This window comes from Sulfitobacter sp. TBRI5 (assembly GCF_051013555.1).
GTDB lineage: Bacteria > Pseudomonadota > Alphaproteobacteria > Rhodobacterales > Rhodobacteraceae > JL08.
The window spans coordinates 3,197,177-3,215,808 of the sequence record NZ_CP112884.1 but is presented as its reverse complement, the minus strand read 5'-3'; the positions used below and the strand labels follow the sequence as shown (position 1 = coordinate 3,215,808).

Here is an 18,632-nt window from a genome sequence, read left to right as displayed (position 1 = left end):
TCTACCAGCGTCGCTCAAAACGACGGCGCAGAATAACCGCGACTGTGTTCATGGTGACAAGGAACAGCAGCAGAATGATGATACCCCCCCACGCCCGTTCGTAAAACGCGGGGTCCGCACGTTTGGCCCATTCGTAAATCTGCGCCGGCATCGCCGAATTCGGCGACATCAACCCTTCCGCAATCGTATCCGGTGCGTTGGATGCGATAAACCCGATCATCCCGATCAACAGCAAAGGTGCCGTTTCGCCCAGTGCCTGCGCCAACCCGATGATGGTGCCGGTCAGAATGCCCGGTGCGGCCAGTGGCAACACATGGTGGAACACCGATTGCATTTTTGACGCCCCGACGCCAAGTGCGGCATCCCGTATGGACGGGGGCACGGATTTCAGCGACGCGCGCGTGGAAATGATGATCGTCGGCAATGTCATCAATGTCAGGACAAGCCCGCCCACCAGCGGGGCCGATTGCGGCAGGTGCATATAGTTGATGAACACCGCCAGACCCAGAATCCCGAACACGATCGACGGCACCGCCGCCAGGTTCGAAATGTTGACTTCGATTATGTCGGTCAGCAGGTTCTTGGGCGCAAATTCCTCGAGATAGATCGACGCGGCCACCCCGATGGGCAGAGCCAGCGCAAGAACCACCAGCATCATGAAGAACGACCCGATCATCGAAACCCCCATGCCTGCGGCCTCGGGGCGCTGGTCGGACGCATCCGCTCCGGTGATGAAGGCCAGATTGAACCGTTTGTTCAACGAACCGGCGGCAACCAATTGATCCACAAAATCAAGCTGTTCCGCCGATATGTTCTTGTCATTGGCGATGCTGTCGCGGCTGACGCGGTCTTTCATGTATCCGTCAACGCGGCTTGAGGCCAGAAATTCGAACGAAATGGTCTGGCCGATGTTGTCGGGGTTCGCCAGAACGTAATCCCGCAACTGCGCGGCAGCCCCTTTTGACAAAAGTCCGGCCATTTCCTTTTTCTTCAGGGGCGTTTCAATGCCAAGGTTGTCAATTTTTGCCTCAAACGCCGCCTGAATCAGCGGGGCATAGCCAAATGTCGACACTTTGGCGATCTCTTCCAGATCGCGGTTACCGTTCTTGTCCAGTTTGTCTTCCAGCAGTTCGACATCCAGTTCAACAAAGGTTTGCTGGAACGCGCCGGTGCCGCGCGACACGATGGTCGCAACCAGAATGATCAGCATCAGCAACCCGAACCCGATCGCCGCCAGACCGTAAGCGCGAAACCGCGCCTCGGCCGCATTGCGCTTGCGGGTGCGTTCATCCAGTTGCAGCAGTGATCCGTGTTTGTACGGCGCGGCGGCGCCCATGGGCGTGATATCGGTCATTCGTACTGCTCCCGGTATTTGCGCACGATATAAAGCGCCAGAACATTCAACCCCAGCGTCAGAACGAACAGGGTCAGACCCAGGGCAAAGGCCACCAGGGTTTCAGGGCTGGCAAAATCGCCATCGCCCGTCAGCTGGCTGACGATGCGTGTTGTAATGGTGGTCATGGATTCCAGCGGGTTGATCGAAAATTTGGCAATCGCCCCCGCCCCCAGAACCACGATCATGGTTTCCCCGATGGCACGGCTGGCCGCCAGAAGTATCGCACCCACAATCCCCGGCAAAGCAGCAGGCAGAACCACCTGCCGGATCGTTTCCGACCGCGTTGCGCCCAGCCCCAGCGACCCGTCGCGCATGGATTGGGGCACCGCGTTGATAATGTCATCAGACAGCGATGATACAAACGGGATCAGCATGATGCCCATCACCAGCCCCGCCGTCAGCACCGATGTTGCGCCGGTCATCCATTCGACGCCCAGAACACCATCTTCGCCGCGGCCAAAAAACCGCACCAGCATCGGGCCAACGGTCAGCAAGGCGAACAGGCCGTAAACGATTGTCGGGATGCCGGCCAGAATTTCCAGCAGCGGCTTGGCAAAGGCGCGCGTCTTGGGCCCGGCATATTCAGACAGGTACACCGCCGAAAACAGCCCGATCGGCACCGCAACCGCCAGCGCGATGATCGAAATATACAGCGTTCCCCACAACAGCGGCAGGATCGACAGATCGCTGTCGCCCCTGAAATTGGGTGCCCAAGTGCCGCCAAAAAAGAAATCACGCCACGAATGCAGCCCGAAAAAGTTCATCGTTTCAAACAGCATCGACAAAACGATGCCAACGGTTGTCAGGATCGCCAGCGAAGCCGCCAGCATCAGCAGCCACAAAACAGCGCGTTCCACCACGTTGCGCGCGCGAAAATCCTTGTTTGTCGGCCGAAGTGACAGAACCAGCCCGCCAATCGCCAGGCCCAGAACCACAATCATCCGCCACGTCTGTCCGGTCGTGGACATTTTGCGATAGGCTTGCGCCGCTTTCAGAACCGGCGCTTCCACATCCGATCCCAGCGCCACGCCCACTTCGGCCAGTCGTGCGCGGATGTCTGTTGCATCTACATTCAGATCGCTTGCGGCGTCTTCGGTCATTGCGCCCTGCGCAACGGCAAAATCAATGCCGTCCGCCACGCGTTGCACATCCGACATCACCAGACCAAGAGAGGACCCTTCGGATATCGCGCTGTCGGGGATCATCTGGGAAACGCGACTGTCAATCAGCATGGGCTGTGCCAGCATCCACACCGCTAGGATCAGCAACGCGGGAATGGCGGTGAACAGTGCAACGTTTGAACCGTAATAGGATGGAAGGGAGTGCAGCCTGCGTGCATCGCCACCCGCGGATGACAGTGCGCGACTGCGCCCCAGAACATACCCGATTGCCGTCAACGCAAGCACAACAAGAACAAGAAAACCGGTGTCGTTCATGACGCGCTCCGTTTTGGTCGGGAAAAGTATTCAACACTTGCGGGGCCACCCGGTAGGTGGCCCCCAGTTGTTTCAGGCGATCAGCTGTTGGTGCCGATAACCGCTTCGTCAGCCACGTTGGTCTGTGTCTTGCCCAATTCGGGGTCGGCAACCAGACCGTATTCAGCCAGCGGGCCGTCAGGGCCGGCGATCTCATCCGCGACGAAGAATTCCGCGAATTCTTTCAGGCCGGGAATGACACCGATATGCGCTTTCTTGACGTAGAAGAACAGCGGGCGGGACACTGGATATTCACCTGTCGCGATCGAGTCGACCGAAGGTACGATGCCCGACATGGTTGCCACTTGCAGCTTGTCTGTGTTGTTTTCATAAAACGCCAGACCGAACACGCCGATACCGTCTTTGTTGCTTTCGATGCGGGCCAGAGTTTCGGTGTAATCACCATCGATATCGACCGAACGGCCATCGGTGCGCAGACCGATACAGGCTTTCTCGGCAGCCTTTTTCTTGGCTTTGTCGCTGTCGCCTTCGGCAACGGCAAGGAACGCCTCGAAATCGCCGGTCTCTTCACAGCCGGCCAAAATCACTTTTTCCTCGAACACTTCGCGCGTGCCGTGCTTGGTGCCCGGAACATAAGCCTGAATGGGCTGCGCGGGGAAATCGGGGTTAACCTCGTTCCACATTGTGTACGGGTTGGCAACGATCTGTCCGTCAACGACAACATTTTCCGAGATTGCGCGATACCAGTCGACCGGCGTGAATTCAAAGGAGTTGCCGTCGATATCCGAGGCGAACACGATGCCGTCATAGCCAATGCGCACTTCGATAATGTCGGTCACACCATTTGCGGCGCACACTTCCAGTTCGGACGATTTGATCTGGCGCGATGCGTTTGCAATGTCGATGGTGTTTTCGCCAACACCTTCGCAAAACCGTTTCAGGCCTGCCGATGATCCACCCGATTCAACGACCGGTGTCGGAAAATCAAAGTTTTCACCGAATGCTTCGGCCACGATCGACGCGTAAGGCAGAACAGTCGAAGAACCGGCAACCTGTACCTGATCGCGTGCAGCAGCAGTGGTTGCGGATACGGCGGCGATGGTCAACGCGGACGCCGTCAGTTTGAAGTAAGACATTTCAGTCTCCTGTATTGGAATGATCACCCCCATGATGATCTTGCGGCCCGTCTATCGGGCTTGCACGGAGGTTTTGTGATAGTTTTGTAACGTCTGTGTGACACTTGCCGGATTCGGCAGGAATTATTGCGCTGACGTCGGGGTAATTTCCTGCGAAATCGGCAATATCACCGTGAAAACAGACCCTTGCCCCAGATCGCTTTCAACGCGCAAACGCCCGCGATGACGGTTTATGATGTGTTTTACGATGGCCAGACCCAACCCCGTGCCACCTAGCTGGCGGCTTCTGTGACTGTCTGCGCGATAGAATCGCTCTGTCAGGCGCGGCAGATGCACCGGATCGATGCCCGGCCCCTTGTCGATCACCTGAATACGCACTCCGGGCGCGCGTAATGTCGGGTCACGTTCCGACTGGACCATTCGAACCGTCACAACGCCACCGCTGCCACCGTATTTCAATGCGTTTTCGATCAGATTGGTGAACACCTGGTTCAACTGGTCCGAATCGCCGGTGATGACGACCGGATCGTCCGGCGCCTCAAGCGTGATCTCAACCTTGCCCTCGTCCGCAAGCGGCTTCAGCGACCGGATCACAGACCCGATCAGATCACCGATATTCACCTGCCCCTTGGGACGCACACGTTCGTCGCCCTCGACCCGGCTAAGCGACAGCAAATCCCCGACCAGACGGTTCATCCGCCCTGCTTCTCCGGCCATGATCTTCAGGAACCGTTCGCGCGCGGCAGGATCATCGCGCGCCGATCCCAGCAGGGTTTCGATGAACCCCATTAACGCGGTCAGCGGTGTGCGCAGTTCATGGCTGACATTGGCAACAAAATCGCGCCGCATCTGGCTGGCGCTTTCCAGATGGCTGATATCTTCGAAACTGACCAACACGCCTGCGGTGTCCGGATCAATCTGCGCATCCACGAAACGGCATGTGACCCTGTAAGTAATATCCTGCGCGCCATCGTTGGTCAGATATCGCGCGCTACGGGGCTGGCGATCACGCAAAGTGCTTTCAATCGCATCCAGCGTGGCGGGCTGGCGCAGCATGGTCACATAGTTGCGCCCGTCAATCTGCTGACCCAACAGCGTGCGCGCCAGCGCGTTTGACGCCGCGATCCGTTCGTCCCGATCCACCATCAGGGCCGGCAGCGGCATGGAATCGAGCAAGGCGCGCAGATCACCAAGGTACATCCTGCCCGCCCCCCTGACCGGTCAGGCCAGATCGCGCGTGGCGGCCACGGCGTCGGTGAACACAGCCATCAGCGCGTCGGGGTCTTCCAATCCGACAGACACACGAAAGAACCCTTCGGACAGGCCAAGCGCCGCACGCTCGTCAACGCTTAGGGCGCGGTGCGAAGACGATGCCGGATGCGACAGCGTTGTTCCCACATCGCCCAGAGTCGGCGCGAAGCTCAAACCGTCGGCGGCGCGGGTAAACGCATTGGCCGCGGCCCGCCCGCCGTCCAGTTCAAAGCTGACCATGTTGCAGGTTTGCGCGCCCAGCAATTCACGCGCCCGCGCGGCATCGGGATGATCCGCACGCCCCGGATAGATCACCCGTTTCACCCCCTTCAGGGTGGCCAGATGATCCGCCAGCCGGATCGCCGTATCCTGCGCGCGGTCATAGCGCAGATCAAAGCTCAGCATGCCGCGTTCGCACAGCCAGCAATCAAACGGGCTGGCCGACAGGCCGGTTGTCACGGCAAAGACCCGCATTTTCTGCGAAAGGTCCGGATCACGGGCCGACACATAACCCAGCATCACATCGGAATGGCCCGCCAGCAGCTTGGTCAGCGAATGAATGACGATATCGGCCCCGTAGTCATAGGGTCGGAAACTGCGCGGGGTGGTGAACGTATTGTCGACCGCCAGCAGAATGCCGTGCGCCTTGGCCAGATCCGCGATGCCTTTCACGTCTGCCACCCGCAAGGTCGGGTTGGAGACGACTTCGATCAGGATCATTTTCGTTTGCGGTGTGATTGCCGCCTTGATCGCGGCCACGTCACCGGGATCAGCCAGCGATGTGGTTATTCCCAGACGCGGCAGATCTTCTTTCATCAGGCGCAAGGAGCGCCCGTAAAGCTGGTTGCCGCCAATCACATGATCCCCCGCGCTCAGCAGCCCCATCAGCGCGGCTGTCACCGCCGCCATACCGGACCCTGTGACGGTACCGCCGCTTTGCCCTTCCATCGCATCCAGCCGCGCCGCGACGACATCGGCGTTCGGGTGGCCTTCGCGCGAATATGTATAGCCGTGCAGGTGCCCTTCATATTGGGCATCCAGCTGATCCGGCGTTTCGCTGGCGTAAACCACCGAAGGCGAAAGCGGCGTGACCACAGGGCGGCTGGCGCTGGCGGGCAACGGGACGGGGCGGATCAGCGATCCTTTTTCGTTTCTCATGTTGTTCAGTCTGCCTGCGTCAGGCCGGCGCGATACCGGCGCATGTTGTCCTGATAATGCACGGCACTGTCCGTCAGGCCGGCAATCGCGGTCTGATCCAGCTGGCGCATCACCTTGCCGGGCGATCCCATTACCAGCGATCCGTCGGGAATGTCCTTGCCTTCGGTGATCAGCGCGCCCGCCCCGATCAGGCAATTGTTCCCGATCGTGGCACCGTTCAGGATGATCGCACCCATTCCGATCAATGTGTTGTCGCCAATGGTACACCCGTGCAGCATCACCTTGTGGCCAATCGTGCAATTGGTACCGATCATCAACGGAAAGCCCATATCGGTATGAAACACACAGTTTTCCTGCACATTGCTGCCCTGCCCCACGGTGATCTGTTCATTGTCGCCGCGCAGCGTGCTGCCAAACCAGACAGAGGCACCGGCGTGCAATACAACCCGTCCGATCAGGTTGGCATCCGGCGCCACCCATGTATCTTCGTGCAGGTTCGGCACGTGACCGTCCAGTTGATATAGTGTCATGATAGGTCCTCGAATTGGGCTTGAAGGGCGCGGACGTGATCCGTCAGCCCGGGTTGTTGACTGCGGCGCAGCCGCGTGGCGGTCACGATGGATTTCAAACGTTCTTCCGTTGCATCCAGATCATCGTTGATCAGTACAAAATCATAGCCATCCCAATGGCTGATCTCATCCCAGCTTTTCTGCATACGCCGCGCGATGGTGTCGGCATCATCCTGCCCGCGCGCTTCCAGCCGGCGGCGCAGTTCGGTGATCGAAGGGGGCAGCAGAAAGATCGAAAGGGTGTTCTGACCCAGCGCGGAATTGCGGATTTGCTGCGCACCCTGCCAGTCAATATCGAACAGAACATCCTGACCAGCCCCGATGGCCTTTTCCACCGGCGCAAGCAGAGAGCCATAAAAGTTGCCGAACACATGCGCATGTTCCAGCATCTTGCCGTCGGCCACTGCGCTTTTGAACATGTTTTCCGACACGAAATGATAATCTGTCCCGTCCTCTTCCCCCGGACGCGCCTGACGGGTAGTGGCGGACACCGAAAAACAGATACTGGGATCCCAGTCGCGTAACCGGCGCGCTAACGTTGATTTGCCCGCGCCCGACGGCGACGACAAAATGATCAGCAGCCCGCGGCGGGGCATTTTCGGTTCAACATTCATATCTATTCCACGTTCTGTACTTGCTCTCGCATCTGGTCAATCACCGCCTTCAGGTCCAGTCCGATCTTTGTCAGATCGCTTGATTGCGCCTTGGAACACAATGTATTGGCCTCGCGGTTGAATTCCTGCATCAGGAAATCCAGCTTGCGCCCGACCGACCCGCCGGCCCCAAGCAGATCACGCGCCGCGCCGACATGGGCAAACAGCCGGTCGATTTCCTCGGTCACGTCGCTTTTGACGGCAAGGATCGCCAGTTCCTGTGCCACGCGGTCCGCATCGGCGCCTTCGGAATTGTCCAGAACCCGCGCCAGATTGGCACGCAGGGTTTGCGCCACGTCGCCCTTGCGCACTTCCGCGCGCTCTGCCGCCGCAGCGGTCAGGGTTTCGATCTGGCTCAGCTGCTCTTGCAAGACCTGTTCCAGCGCCTGGCCCTCCGCGCGGCGCATATCCACAAAGGCGGACACCAGTGCCGCAAAATCTTTCTGCAACTGCGTGGACAGGGCAGAGGTATCATCCGGCGTTGCGGCCGCGTCCATCACGCCGCGCAGCGCCACGATATCGGATGCCTTGGACGGCGCAAGGGACAGACCCCGCTCCATCGCCTGTGCTTCGACTTCGGCCATGGCGATAAGAACCGCGTTCAGCTGGTCCGTATTCAGCGATGCTGCCGCATTCGCGTCGTCCCGCTGCACCCGCAAGGACAGGCTGACATTGCCACGGATAACCGATTTGGCAAGCTGTGCGCGCAATGCTGTCTCCAGCCCTTCGATCCAGTCCGGCACCCGCAGGCGCAGATCCAGCCCCTTGGCATTGACGCTGCGCAAATCCCAAACCCATCTGTAAGGGGCCAGTTCCCCCTGCGCCGATGCAAAGCCCGTCATCGAAGTAATCACGTTGCGGTTCCCCGTCTGAAATCTCTGCCTTGCACCTACGGCAATCTGCATGGTCTGGGCAAGGGTTGTTGCCCACCAATTGTCTTTCACTCGCCGTGGATAATTAACCAGTAAGTGATTTTTTGCCCCACCACGGGAAGCTTTGCCGATATTAAGACTTCAGTAATCTTTGTGTAGATAGGGTTAATGGAACCAGCGCCTGTCCCCCGGCACAGGCGACACCAAAGCCCGAAAAATATGTCGCAGACAAAGCGGCAGAAAGGGCAAACCCATGGACCAGCAAAACCATGTCACTTTCACCCGACCACAAGGCCCGCAAAAGCTGCGCAAGGGCAATCTTGTCGTGATGGACCGGTTTCAATCCGACAACCGCTTTTCCGCCATCCAGCAGGCCATCGCCTATTGGGAGGCGCTGCGCAGCGACAACGGGTTGCCGAAACGTTCGGATATCGATCCGCGCGGCATCGAAAATATTCTGGAATATGCCTTTGTTCTGGAAAGGATCGCACCCGGCCTTGCACGGATGCGGGTGGCCGGATCACACCTGTCCGACCTGATGGGAATGGAGGTGCGCGGCATGCCGATCACGGCGTTTTTCACCCCTGCCGGGCGCACGGCGCTGGAACGGACAATAGAATCCGTTTTTGACGATCCCGCCATTGTCGATCTGGCGCTGACGGGCGAACGCGGCATCGGGCGTCCACCGCTCGACGCCCGTATGGTGCTACTGCCGATGGAAAGCGATCTGGGCGAAGTCAGCCGTATTTTCGGCTGTCTTGTCGCCAAGGGCGACATTGGCCGCAAAACCCGCCGCTTTGACGTGCGCGCGACACAGAAACGGAGTCTGGGGCAGCCCACTTTTGCCACGCCCGCGTTCAATTACGGCCAGACCCGAAAAGACCCGGCGCATTCCATCCCCGGTTTTGCCGAAGCCAGCGCGCCCCTTGCCGGCGCGAAACCGACAAAGGTGCCCTATCTGCGCGTTGTCTCGCGCGACGACTAAAGGCCGCGCGGACGGTTCAGATGGCTTCGCGCGACTGACGTTTCGTCCGGAACGCCGAAAGCGCCTCGGCGACCAGAAACGCAAGTTCCAGAGACTGGCTGGCATTCAGGCGGGGATCACAGGCGGTGTGATAGCGATCTGACAGGTCTTCTTCGCTGACAGCACGCACGCCACCGGTGCATTCGGTCACATCCTGCCCTGTCATTTCAAAATGCACCCCACCGGGGATCGTGCCTTCGGCACCGTGCACATCAAAGAACTCGCGCACTTCGCGCAGCACGGATTCAAACGGACGTGTCTTGTACCCGGTCGACGATTTGATCGTGTTGCCATGCATCGGATCGCAGGTCCAAAGCACGTTGGCGCCTTCTTCCTGAACTGTCTTGATCAGACGTGGCAGATGATCCCCGACATTGCCCGCCCCAAAGCGCGCGATCAGGGTCAACCGGCCTGCTTCGTTGGCGGGGTTCAGCTTGGCCATCAGCGCCTTGAGATCTTCGGATGTCATCGAAGGCCCACATTTCAGCCCGATCGGGTTCATCACACCGCGACAGAACTCCACATGTGCGCCATCGGGTTGGCGGGTACGATCACCGATCCAGATCAGGTGGCCCGACCCGGCCAGCCATTTGCCGGATGTCGAATCAAGCCGCGTCAGCGCCTCCTCGTATTCCAGCAGCAAGCCTTCGTGGCTGGTGTAGAATTCAACCGACTGCAACGTGTGGGCCGATTCCTGCGTTACCCCCGCAGCCGCCATGAAATCCAGCGTATCGCTGATCCGGTTGGCCAGTTCACGGTAGCGCGCCGCCTTTTCGCCTTCGGTAAAGCCCAGCGTCCACGCATGTACCTGATGCACATCCGCATAACCCCCCGTTGAAAAGGCGCGCAACAGGTTCAGCGTTGCCGCAGCCTGTGTGTAGGCCTGCAACATTTTGGACGGATCAGGGACACGCGCGGTTTCGGTAAAGGCCAGTTCGTTGATGATATCGCCACGGTAACTGGGCAGTTCCACGCCTTCCATCACTTCTGTCGGGGCGCTGCGCGGTTTGGCGAACTGGCCCGCGATGCGGCCCACCTTGATCACCGGCACCTTGGCGCCATAGGTCAGAACCATCGCCATTTGCAGCATTACCTTGAACGTATCGCGGATGCCGTTCGCGCTGAACTGGTCAAAGCTTTCGGCGCAATCCCCGCCCTGAAGCAGAAATGCATCGCCCCGCGATGCAGCCGCCAGATGCGATTTCAGGCGCCGCGCCTCTCCGGCAAACACAAGGGGCGGATATTTCGACAATTGCGCCTCGACTGCATTCAGCGCCGCGCTGTCCAGATAGTCCGGCATCTGGATCCGTGGCTTGTTGCGCCAGTCCGATTTCTGCCATTCACCCATTGCATTTCTCCGGTCTTTCGTGTGTTGAAGGGTTTCTATACAAAACCCCAAGCCAACTGACCATATCACAAATGCGGCCTCTTGACGTCGGCTTTGCACTCTGGGCAAGGTCTTCGGCAGCGGCAATATGTGTCGTAAACCGCCAATTCAGACCGTGACAAAGGACCTGCGGAATGAAAGACCCTCGTCAGGTTTCTTCAAAAGAGCCGACCCAGATCAAACCGCGGCGCTTTGTATTCGTCCTGCTCGAGAATTTTTCGCTCTTGTCGTTCAGCTGTGCCGTAGACAGCCTGCGGATCGCAAATCGCATGGCCGGGCGTACGCTTTATGAATGGAAACTGGTCGCCGAAGGCGGCAACACCGTGCGGTGTTCGGCCGGAACCGAATTCAAGGTCGATGACGATCTGGCGGACATGGCCCGCGAAGATACGGTTATTCTGTGCGGCGGCGTGGATGTTCAGCATGCCACCACAAAAAAGCTGCTGAACTGGGTGCGGCGCGAAGCCCGCAAGGGCATCGTTATCGGCGGCGTCTGTACGGCGGCCTATTCGCTGGCCCGCGCCGGTCTGCTGGACGGAAAACGCGCCACGATCCACTGGGAAAACCAGGACAGTTTTTCCGAAGAATTCGAAGACGTGAACCTGACGAAATCGGTCTTTGTGGTCGATGGCAACCGCCTGACAACGGCTGGCGGCACATCGTCGATCGATCTGATGCTGAAACTGATCGCGGATGATCATGGCGAAGAACTGGCCAATGCGGCCGCAGACCAGATGATCTATTCCTCGATCCGCACCGATCAGGACACCCAGCGCCTGTCCGTGCCCACACGCATCGGCGTGCGCCACCCCAAACTCAGCCAGGTCATCCAGATGATGGAGTCCAATATCGAAGAACCGATCAGCCCCTCTATCCTGGCGAAAGAGGTCGGCATGTCGACGCGGCAGCTTGAGCGGCTGTTCCGGCGCTATCTGAACCGATCACCCAAACGATATTATATGGAACTGCGCCTGCAAAAGGCGCGCAACCTGCTGATGCAGACCGATATGAGCGTGATCAACGTGGCACTGGCATGCGGCTTTGCCTCGCCCTCGCATTTTTCGAAATGCTACCGCGCCCACTATGATACAACGCCTTACCGCGAACGTGGCAGCCACGCCGCGCGCCTGTCGATCTGACGCGCAACTTCCGTTCTTATTGCCAGAAATACGGGACTCCTGCGGTCGGATCAGCCACGCGGCTTCGGTTTGCGCCCTATTGCGGCGTCATCCGGTACACCGCCCCCTGCCCGACCGAAATAAACCAGATCGATCCGTCCGGAGCTTCCACCACATCGCGCACACGTTCGGTCTCGGGGCCACTGATCTGTTCGACCTCTTGCACATTTTCCCCGTCCAGTCGCGCGATGTAATCGAATTTCAGGCTGCCGATCAGCATGTCGCCACGCCATTGCGGCCACAAGGCACCGGAATAGATCGCCATGCCCGAAGGCGCCATGGACGGATCCCAGTAAAAGGCCGGTTGTTCCATCCCCTCGCGGGCCGTGCCCTCGCCGATCTTGGCACCTGAATAATGCCGGCCATAGGAAATGACAGGCCAGCCGAAATTGGCGCCCTTCCGGATCCTGTTCACCTCATCCCCACCTTGCGCACCATGTTCGGCGACCCACAATGTTCCGCCCAGATCCAGTGCGGCCCCTTGCGGATTGCGGTGGCCAAAGGAATAGATCTCGGGTCTGACATCCGCCTGTCCGACAAACGGATTGTCCGCCGGCACCGACCCGTCGCGATTGATCCGGATCACGCTGCCATTGTGCACCGAAAGGTCCTGCGCGCTCGGGCGGTCGCCCCGGTCTCCGATGGTCAGAAACAGGGTGCCATCCAAGGCTTCCGTGATCCGGCTGCCGAAATGGCGCCCGCCGCCTGATCCTTCTGACATCACAAACAGATCGCGCACATCGCTCAGGGCGGTTCCATCCGCGCTTAACGTACCAACCGCCAGCGCCGTGCCGGCCCCGCCTTTCAGACTTTTCGAATAGCTGAGGAACACCGCGCGGGTCTGCGCGAAATCACGCGGTATCATGACATCCAGCAATCCGCCTTGTCCCGATGCAGCCACATCCGGCACCCCCGACACCTTTGTGGCAGTTCCGTTGTCTACATACAAAAGCGCGCCGTCGCGCTCTGTCACCAGAAATGCAGTGCTGCCCTGTTGCGGCAGATGCGCAATTGCCCACGGTTCGTCCAATCCGGTCAGCATCGGCGTCACCCTGACCGCACCGGCACTGGTTTCAAACGTTTGCGCTGATGCAAACGCGGTGCCAAACAGCAGGATCGCACAAGTCAGAACGAAACGCATTCCAAAGCCTCCGGGTTTTCAGATGTTGCGAACAATAACCTAATTCAACCTGACGCCCAATCACGTCGGCGTCAGCAACAATCATATCGTCGGCCACGCTTTGTACTTTTCTTTTTCAAAGGCTGCGCATAACTTGCCCGATGAACGTAAAGTTCCAACATGGGAGAAATCATATGAAAAAACTGCTTATGGCCTCTGCGGCTACTGCATTGATGGCTGGCACCGCCTTTGCGGGCGGCCACGGCAAAGAAGTGAAACTGGGCATTCTGATCGGCTTTACCGGCCCGATTGAATCGCTGACCGGCCCGATGGCCGCTGGCGCTGAAATGGCCATGAAGGAAGTGACAGACAGCGGCAAGCTGCTGGATTCGGCTGTTGTTACGCCGATGCGCGCAGATACCGGCTGTATCGATAACGGCCTGTCCACATCGAACGCCGAACGTCTGATCGCCGATGGTATCCACGGTCTGATCGGCGGCGATTGTTCCGGTGTCACCGGCGCGATCCTGCAAAACGTTGCGATTCCGAATGGCATGGTGATGATTTCACCGTCCGCCACATCGCCGGGTCTGTCCACAGTTGAAGACAACGATCTGTTCTTTCGCACCGCCCCGTCGGATGCGCGTGAAGGTCAGGTGATGGCCGACGTGCTGACCGACCGTGGTATCAAATCCATCGCGCTGACCTATACCAACAACGACTATGGCAAGGGTCTGGCCGATGCGATCGTCACCTCGTTCGAAGCGGTCGGTGGTGAAGTGACCATTTCCGCCGCACACGAAGACGGCAAGGCGGACTATTCTGCCGAAGTCGGCGCGCTGGCCTCGGCCGGTGGCGACATTCTGGTGGTTGCTGGATATCTGGATCAGGGTGGTCTGGGCATCATCAACGCAGCGCTTGATTCCGGTGCCTATGATACATTTGGTTTGCCCGGCGGCATGATCGGTGAATCGCTGCCCAACAATGTCGGCCCTGCCCTGAACGGATCGTTCGGCCAGATTGCCGGATCGGGCGGCGACGGTATCGAAAAGCTGACGGCGATGGCCGGTGACGCATTCGACGCCACATCACCCTACACGCCGGAATCCTATGACGCAGCCGCGTTGTTCATGCTGGCCATGCAAGCCGCAGATTCGACAGACCCTGCGGTTTACGGCGCCAAAATTCTGGACGTCGCCAACGCACCGGGTGAAAAAATCTATCCCGGTGAACTGGGCAAGGCGCTGGATATCCTGCGCGAAGGCGGCGAAGTCGATTATGTCGGCGCCTCGGCGGTTGAGCTGATTGGCCCGGGCGAAAGCGCCGGTTCCTATCGCGAAATCGAAGTCAAGGATGGCAAAAACGAAACCGTCGCGTTCCGTTAATCTGTCAGAGATTGCAAAAACAGACAGCCCGGAGCATCGTCTTCCGGGCTGTTTCAATAGAAGACAGCCGCATGAAAGCGGCGTGGGGGTGACATGATTGTCGTAGAAGACGTGCACAAGCACTTTGGCGGCTTTCACGCGGTGGATGGCGCAACGCTGTCCATTGCTGAGGGATCGATTACCGGATTGATCGGGCCGAACGGTGCAGGGAAAACAACCCTTTTCAATGTGATCGCGGGCGTTCTTAAACCGACGTCTGGGCGCGTGTTCATGGCTGGCGAAGATATCACCGGCCTGCCACCGCATGATCTGTTTCACAAGGGATTGCTGCGCACCTTCCAGATCGCCCATGAATTCAGTTCAATGACCGTGCGCGAGAACCTGATGATGGTGCCGGGCGGGCAATCGGGTGAAACGCTGTGGAACACATGGTTCGGCGCGGCGCGGATCGCGCAGGAGGAAAGCACCCTGCTGGCCAAGGCCGACGAAGTGCTGGAATTCCTGACCATCGACCATCTGAAAGACGAACGCGCCGGCAACCTGTCGGGCGGGCAGAAAAAGCTGCTGGAACTGGGCCGCACCATGATGGTGGATGCCCGCATCGTGTTTCTGGACGAAGTCGGAGCAGGCGTGAACCGCACCCTGTTGAACACCATCGGCGATGCCATTCTGCGCCTGAACAAGGAACGCGGTTATACTTTTGTGGTGATCGAACATGACATGGATTTCATCGGCCGTCTGTGTGATCCGGTGATCTGCATGGCCGAAGGCAAGGTGCTGGCCGAAGGCACACTGGACCAGATCAAGGCCAATGAACAGGTGATCGAGGCCTATCTGGGCACGGGCCTGAAAAACAAGGACAAGGTGGGCGCATGAGCGGGAACCCCTATCAGGAAGATCGCGGCAACAAGGATGCCTCGATCACCAACCCGAAAGGTCAGGGCACAGCCGAAAACACGCGCAAAAAGGGCAAGGCCACGCCTGCCCCCGGCGGCCCGTTCCTGATCGGTGAAAACATGACAGGCGGTTACGGCAAGGGCCCCGATATCCTGCATGATTGCACTATAGCGGTGAATCCCGGTGAAATCGCGGTGATCGTCGGCCCCAACGGTGCGGGCAAGTCCACCGCGATGAAGGCCGTGTTCGGCATGCTGAATGTACGCAGCGGTCATGTCCGGCTGGACGGCGAAGACATCACCGCCCTTTCCCCGCAGGACCGGGTGATCAAGGGCATGGGCTTTGTGCCGCAAACCTCGAACATCTTCACCTCTCTCACGGTCGAGGAAAATCTGGAAATGGGCGCGTTCATCCGCAAGGACGATTTCCGCGAAACCCTGCACCAGATTTACGATCTGTTCCCGATCCTGAAGGACAAACGCAATCAGGCCGCGGGCGAATTGTCGGGCGGGCAACGCCAGCAGGTCGCGGTGGGCCGCGCGCTGATGACCAAACCCAAGGTGCTGATGCTGGATGAACCGACAGCGGGCGTGTCGCCCATCGTGATGGACGAATTGTTTGACCGTATCATTGATGTGGCCCGCACCGGCATTCCGATCCTGATGGTCGAACAGAACGCGCGGCAAGCACTTGAAATCGCTGATCGCGGCTATGTTCTGGTGCAGGGGCGCAACGGCTATTCCGGTACCGGCAAGGAACTTCTGGCTGATCCCGAAGTCCGCAAATCGTTTCTGGGGGGCTGAGCCATGGATTTTCTCAACGCGTTCATCGCTCTCTCGAATTTCGTCCTCGTCCCCGCAATTGCCTATGGCAGCCAGCTTGCACTGGGCGCGCTGGGCGTCACGCTGATCTATTCGATCCTGCGGTTTTCCAATTTTGCGCATGGCGACACGATGGCGTTCGGCGCGATGATCACCATCCTGTTCACCTGGTGGTTCCAGTCGATGGGGATCAGCCTGGGGCCGTTGCCAACCGCCCTTCTTGCCCTGCCCTTTGGCATTCTGGGCTGTATGGCGCTGCTGCTGATCACCGATCGCGCCGTCTACCGGTTTTATCGCGATCAAAAGGCAAAACCCGTGATCCTTGTGATCGTGTCGATGGGTGTGATGTTCATCATGAACGGCATCGTGCGCTTTGTCATCGGGCCGGATGATCAGCGCTTTGCCGATGGCGAACGTTTCATTGTTTCGGCACGGACATTCAAGGAATGGTCCGGTCTGGAAGAGGGTCTGGCCATCCGCACCTCGCAAGGCATCACCGTCATCACGGCTGTGATCGTGGTGGCGCTGCTGTTCTGGTTCCTCAACCGCACCCGCACCGGCAAGTCGATGCGCGCCTATTCCGACAACGAAGATCTTGCCCTGTTGTCGGGCATCAACCCCGAACGGGTGGTGATGTACACATGGCTGATCGTCGCCGCGCTGGCCACGGTTGCGGGTGTGCTGTACGGGCTGGATAAATCGTTCAAGCCCTTCACCTATTTCCAGTTGCTGCTGCCGATCTTTGCCAGCGCCATTGTCGGCGGTCTGGGCAATCCGATAGGGGCCATCGCCGGCGGTTTCGTGATCGCGTTTTCCGAAATCACCATCACCTATGCGTGGAAAAAGGTGCTGGGCTACATGATGCCCGAAGGCCTTGAACCCAGCGGCCTCGTGCAGCTTCTGTCGACCGATTACAAATTTGCGGTGTCCTTCGTGATCTTGCTGATCGTGCTGCTGTTCCGCCCCACCGGCCTGTTCAAAGGAAAAGCGCTATGAACGAGACCGTCAAAAACACCGGCCTGTTTGTCATTGTCGCGGGTCTGATCGCCATCACCGGCTTCACCCAAAGCTGGAATGCGGCGCTGCTGATCCTGAACATGGGTCTGATTTCGGCCATCATGGCGCTGGGCGTGAACCTGCAATGGGGCTTTGCCGGCCTCTTCAACATCGGGATCATGGGCTTTGTCGCGCTGGGCGGTCTGGCGGCGGTGCTGGTGGCGATGCCGCCCACCACCGATGCCTGGGCTGCGGGCGGGCTCGGCATTCTGGTCGCCCTTGCAATGGGGGCCGGTACCGTTGTCGCCGCCGCCATTGCAATGAACCGCATGGCCCCCGGGCGCAACCGCACCCTTGCCGTGCTGGCAATCATCATCATCGGGTTTTTCATCTACCGCGCTCTGCTTGATCCTTCTGTAGAAGCGGTCGAGGCCGTGACCCCCGCCGCCACCGGCTATCTGGGTGGTCTTGGCCTGCCAGTCATTCTGGCCTGGCCCGTCGGCGGGGTACTGGCAGCCGGTGTCGCCTGGGTGATCGGAAAGACGGCACTGGGCTTGCGCTCGGATTATCTGGCCATCGCAACCCTCGGCATTGCCGAGATCATTCTGGCAGTCCTGAAAAACGAAGACTGGCTGTCGCGCGGCGTCAAAAACGTGGTGGGCCTGCCCCGCCCCGTGCCCTTCGAAATCGATCTGCAGAACAACGCGGGCTTTGTTGAACGGGCCGCGGGCATGGGCCTTGATCCTGTCACCGCCTCGACACTTTATGTCAAACTGGCCTATGCGGGCCTCTTCGCGCTGGTTCTGATCATTCTGTTGTGGATGGCCCAGCGGGCACTGCATTCGCCCTGGGGCCGCATGATGCGCGCCATCCGCGACAACGAGGTCGCCGCCGAAGCCATGGGCAAGGACGTCACCGCCCGCCATCTGCAGATCTTCATTCTGGGCAGCGCCATCTGCGGCATCGCCGGAGCAATGATGACCACACTTGATGGCCAACTGACACCGGGCACCTATCAGCCCCTGCGCTTTACCTTTCTGATCTGGGTGATGGTCATCGTTGGTGGCTCGGGCAACAATTTCGGGGCTGTGCTGGGCGGCTTCCTGATCTGGTTCCTGTGGGTTCAGGTTGAACCGATGGGCATCTGGTTCATCGAAACCGTCACGTCCGGCCTTAGCGATACCAGCCCGATCAAGGCCCACCTGATGGAAAGTGCCGCCCATATGCGCCTGCTGACCATGGGTGTCATCCTGTTGCTGGTCCTGCGGTTCAGCCCGCGCGGCCTGATCCCGGAAAAATAGGGCAAACGGCGGGGAAAAATGGCGCGCAACTGCCGCTTCATTTGTCCCCAAA

17 protein-coding genes are annotated in these 18,632 nt (G+C 59.1%); 7 read left to right on the top strand and 10 right to left on the bottom strand.

What is annotated here, in order from left to right:
- Window position 1: 1 nt before the first annotated feature.
- The 8 genes from pstA to OLX72_RS16100 all read right to left on the bottom strand — a co-directional run bounded on the left by pstA (window position 2) and on the right by OLX72_RS16100 (window position 8,453).
- Complete coding sequence (gene pstA / locus OLX72_RS16135; RefSeq protein WP_433989090.1) at window positions 2-1,354, bottom strand: phosphate ABC transporter permease PstA; 1,353 nt, start codon at window positions 1,352-1,354, stop codon at window positions 2-4.
- Window positions 1,351-2,832: a phosphate ABC transporter permease subunit PstC gene (pstC, locus tag OLX72_RS16130; RefSeq protein WP_114870165.1), complete on the bottom strand. Its 1,482-nt coding sequence runs from the start codon at window positions 2,830-2,832 to the stop codon at window positions 1,351-1,353. The genes pstA and pstC overlap by 4 nt, the downstream gene beginning before the upstream one ends.
- An 80-nt stretch (window positions 2,833-2,912) precedes the next feature.
- Window positions 2,913-3,968 carry a substrate-binding domain-containing protein gene (locus OLX72_RS16125; protein ID WP_114872253.1) on the bottom strand — a complete coding sequence of 352 codons (1,056 nt, stop codon included), beginning with the start codon at window positions 3,966-3,968 and terminating at the stop codon, window positions 2,913-2,915.
- 123 nt (window positions 3,969-4,091) lie between these two features.
- On the bottom strand, window positions 4,092-5,168 hold the full coding sequence (locus tag OLX72_RS16120; protein WP_114870166.1) for an ATP-binding protein: 1,077 nt from the start codon (window positions 5,166-5,168) through the stop codon (window positions 4,092-4,094).
- Window positions 5,169-5,189: 21 nt separating this feature from the next.
- The gene (locus OLX72_RS16115; protein ID WP_433989089.1) at window positions 5,190-6,377 is read right to left on the bottom strand and encodes a trans-sulfuration enzyme family protein; all 1,188 of its coding nucleotides are present in this window, start codon (window positions 6,375-6,377) and stop codon (window positions 5,190-5,192) included.
- 5 nt (window positions 6,378-6,382) lie between these two features.
- Window positions 6,383-6,907 carry a gamma carbonic anhydrase family protein gene (locus OLX72_RS16110; protein ID WP_114870168.1) on the bottom strand — a complete coding sequence of 175 codons (525 nt, stop codon included), beginning with the start codon at window positions 6,905-6,907 and terminating at the stop codon, window positions 6,383-6,385.
- The gene (gmk, locus tag OLX72_RS16105) at window positions 6,904-7,560 is read right to left on the bottom strand and encodes a guanylate kinase (RefSeq protein WP_254684765.1); all 657 of its coding nucleotides are present in this window, start codon (window positions 7,558-7,560) and stop codon (window positions 6,904-6,906) included. The genes OLX72_RS16110 and gmk overlap by 4 nt, the downstream gene beginning before the upstream one ends.
- A 2-nt stretch (window positions 7,561-7,562) precedes the next feature.
- Window positions 7,563-8,453, bottom strand: a complete 891-nt coding sequence (locus OLX72_RS16100) for a YicC/YloC family endoribonuclease (protein ID WP_114872255.1) — start codon at window positions 8,451-8,453, stop codon at window positions 7,563-7,565.
- A gap of 271 nt (window positions 8,454-8,724) precedes the next feature.
- Here OLX72_RS16100 and OLX72_RS16095 point away from each other — a divergent pair, with 271 nt between their 5' ends.
- On the top strand, window positions 8,725-9,456 hold the full coding sequence (locus tag OLX72_RS16095; protein ID WP_254684766.1) for a PAS domain-containing protein: 732 nt from the start codon (window positions 8,725-8,727) through the stop codon (window positions 9,454-9,456).
- Window positions 9,457-9,472: 16 nt separating this feature from the next.
- Here OLX72_RS16095 and OLX72_RS16090 read toward each other — a convergent pair whose 3' ends face one another.
- Entirely contained in the window at window positions 9,473-10,843 is a 1,371-nt protein-coding gene (locus OLX72_RS16090) for a class II 3-deoxy-7-phosphoheptulonate synthase (RefSeq protein ID WP_114870169.1), read from the bottom strand.
- Window positions 10,844-11,016: 173 nt separating this feature from the next.
- On the opposite strand from OLX72_RS16090, the gene OLX72_RS16085 reads away from it, so the two are divergent.
- Window positions 11,017-12,021, top strand: a complete 1,005-nt coding sequence (locus tag OLX72_RS16085) for a GlxA family transcriptional regulator (RefSeq protein WP_114870170.1) — start codon at window positions 11,017-11,019, stop codon at window positions 12,019-12,021.
- 76 nt (window positions 12,022-12,097) lie between these two features.
- On the opposite strand, the gene OLX72_RS16080 is transcribed toward OLX72_RS16085, so the two are convergent.
- Window positions 12,098-13,201, bottom strand: a complete 1,104-nt coding sequence (locus OLX72_RS16080; RefSeq protein ID WP_433989088.1) for a PQQ-dependent sugar dehydrogenase — start codon at window positions 13,199-13,201, stop codon at window positions 12,098-12,100.
- A gap of 173 nt (window positions 13,202-13,374) precedes the next feature.
- Here OLX72_RS16080 and OLX72_RS16075 point away from each other — a divergent pair, with 173 nt between their 5' ends.
- From OLX72_RS16075 to OLX72_RS16055, 5 genes are all read left to right on the top strand, one after another.
- Window positions 13,375-14,565 carry an ABC transporter substrate-binding protein gene (locus OLX72_RS16075; protein WP_114870172.1) on the top strand — a complete coding sequence of 397 codons (1,191 nt, stop codon included), beginning with the start codon at window positions 13,375-13,377 and terminating at the stop codon, window positions 14,563-14,565.
- A gap of 93 nt (window positions 14,566-14,658) precedes the next feature.
- Entirely contained in the window at window positions 14,659-15,441 is a 783-nt protein-coding gene (locus tag OLX72_RS16070) for an ABC transporter ATP-binding protein (protein WP_114870173.1), read from the top strand.
- A complete protein-coding gene (locus OLX72_RS16065; RefSeq protein WP_114870174.1) occupies window positions 15,438-16,265 on the top strand; it encodes an ABC transporter ATP-binding protein in 828 nt (275 codons plus the stop codon). The genes OLX72_RS16070 and OLX72_RS16065 overlap by 4 nt, the downstream gene beginning before the upstream one ends.
- 3 nt (window positions 16,266-16,268) lie before the next feature.
- A complete protein-coding gene (locus OLX72_RS16060) occupies window positions 16,269-17,279 on the top strand; it encodes a branched-chain amino acid ABC transporter permease (RefSeq protein ID WP_114870175.1) in 1,011 nt (336 codons plus the stop codon).
- Window positions 17,276-18,580, top strand: coding sequence for a branched-chain amino acid ABC transporter permease (locus OLX72_RS16055; RefSeq protein WP_114870176.1), 1,305 nt, complete (start codon window positions 17,276-17,278; stop codon window positions 18,578-18,580). Before OLX72_RS16060 ends, OLX72_RS16055 begins: the two co-directional genes overlap by 4 nt.
- The last annotated feature ends 52 nt before the right edge of the window (window positions 18,581-18,632 follow it).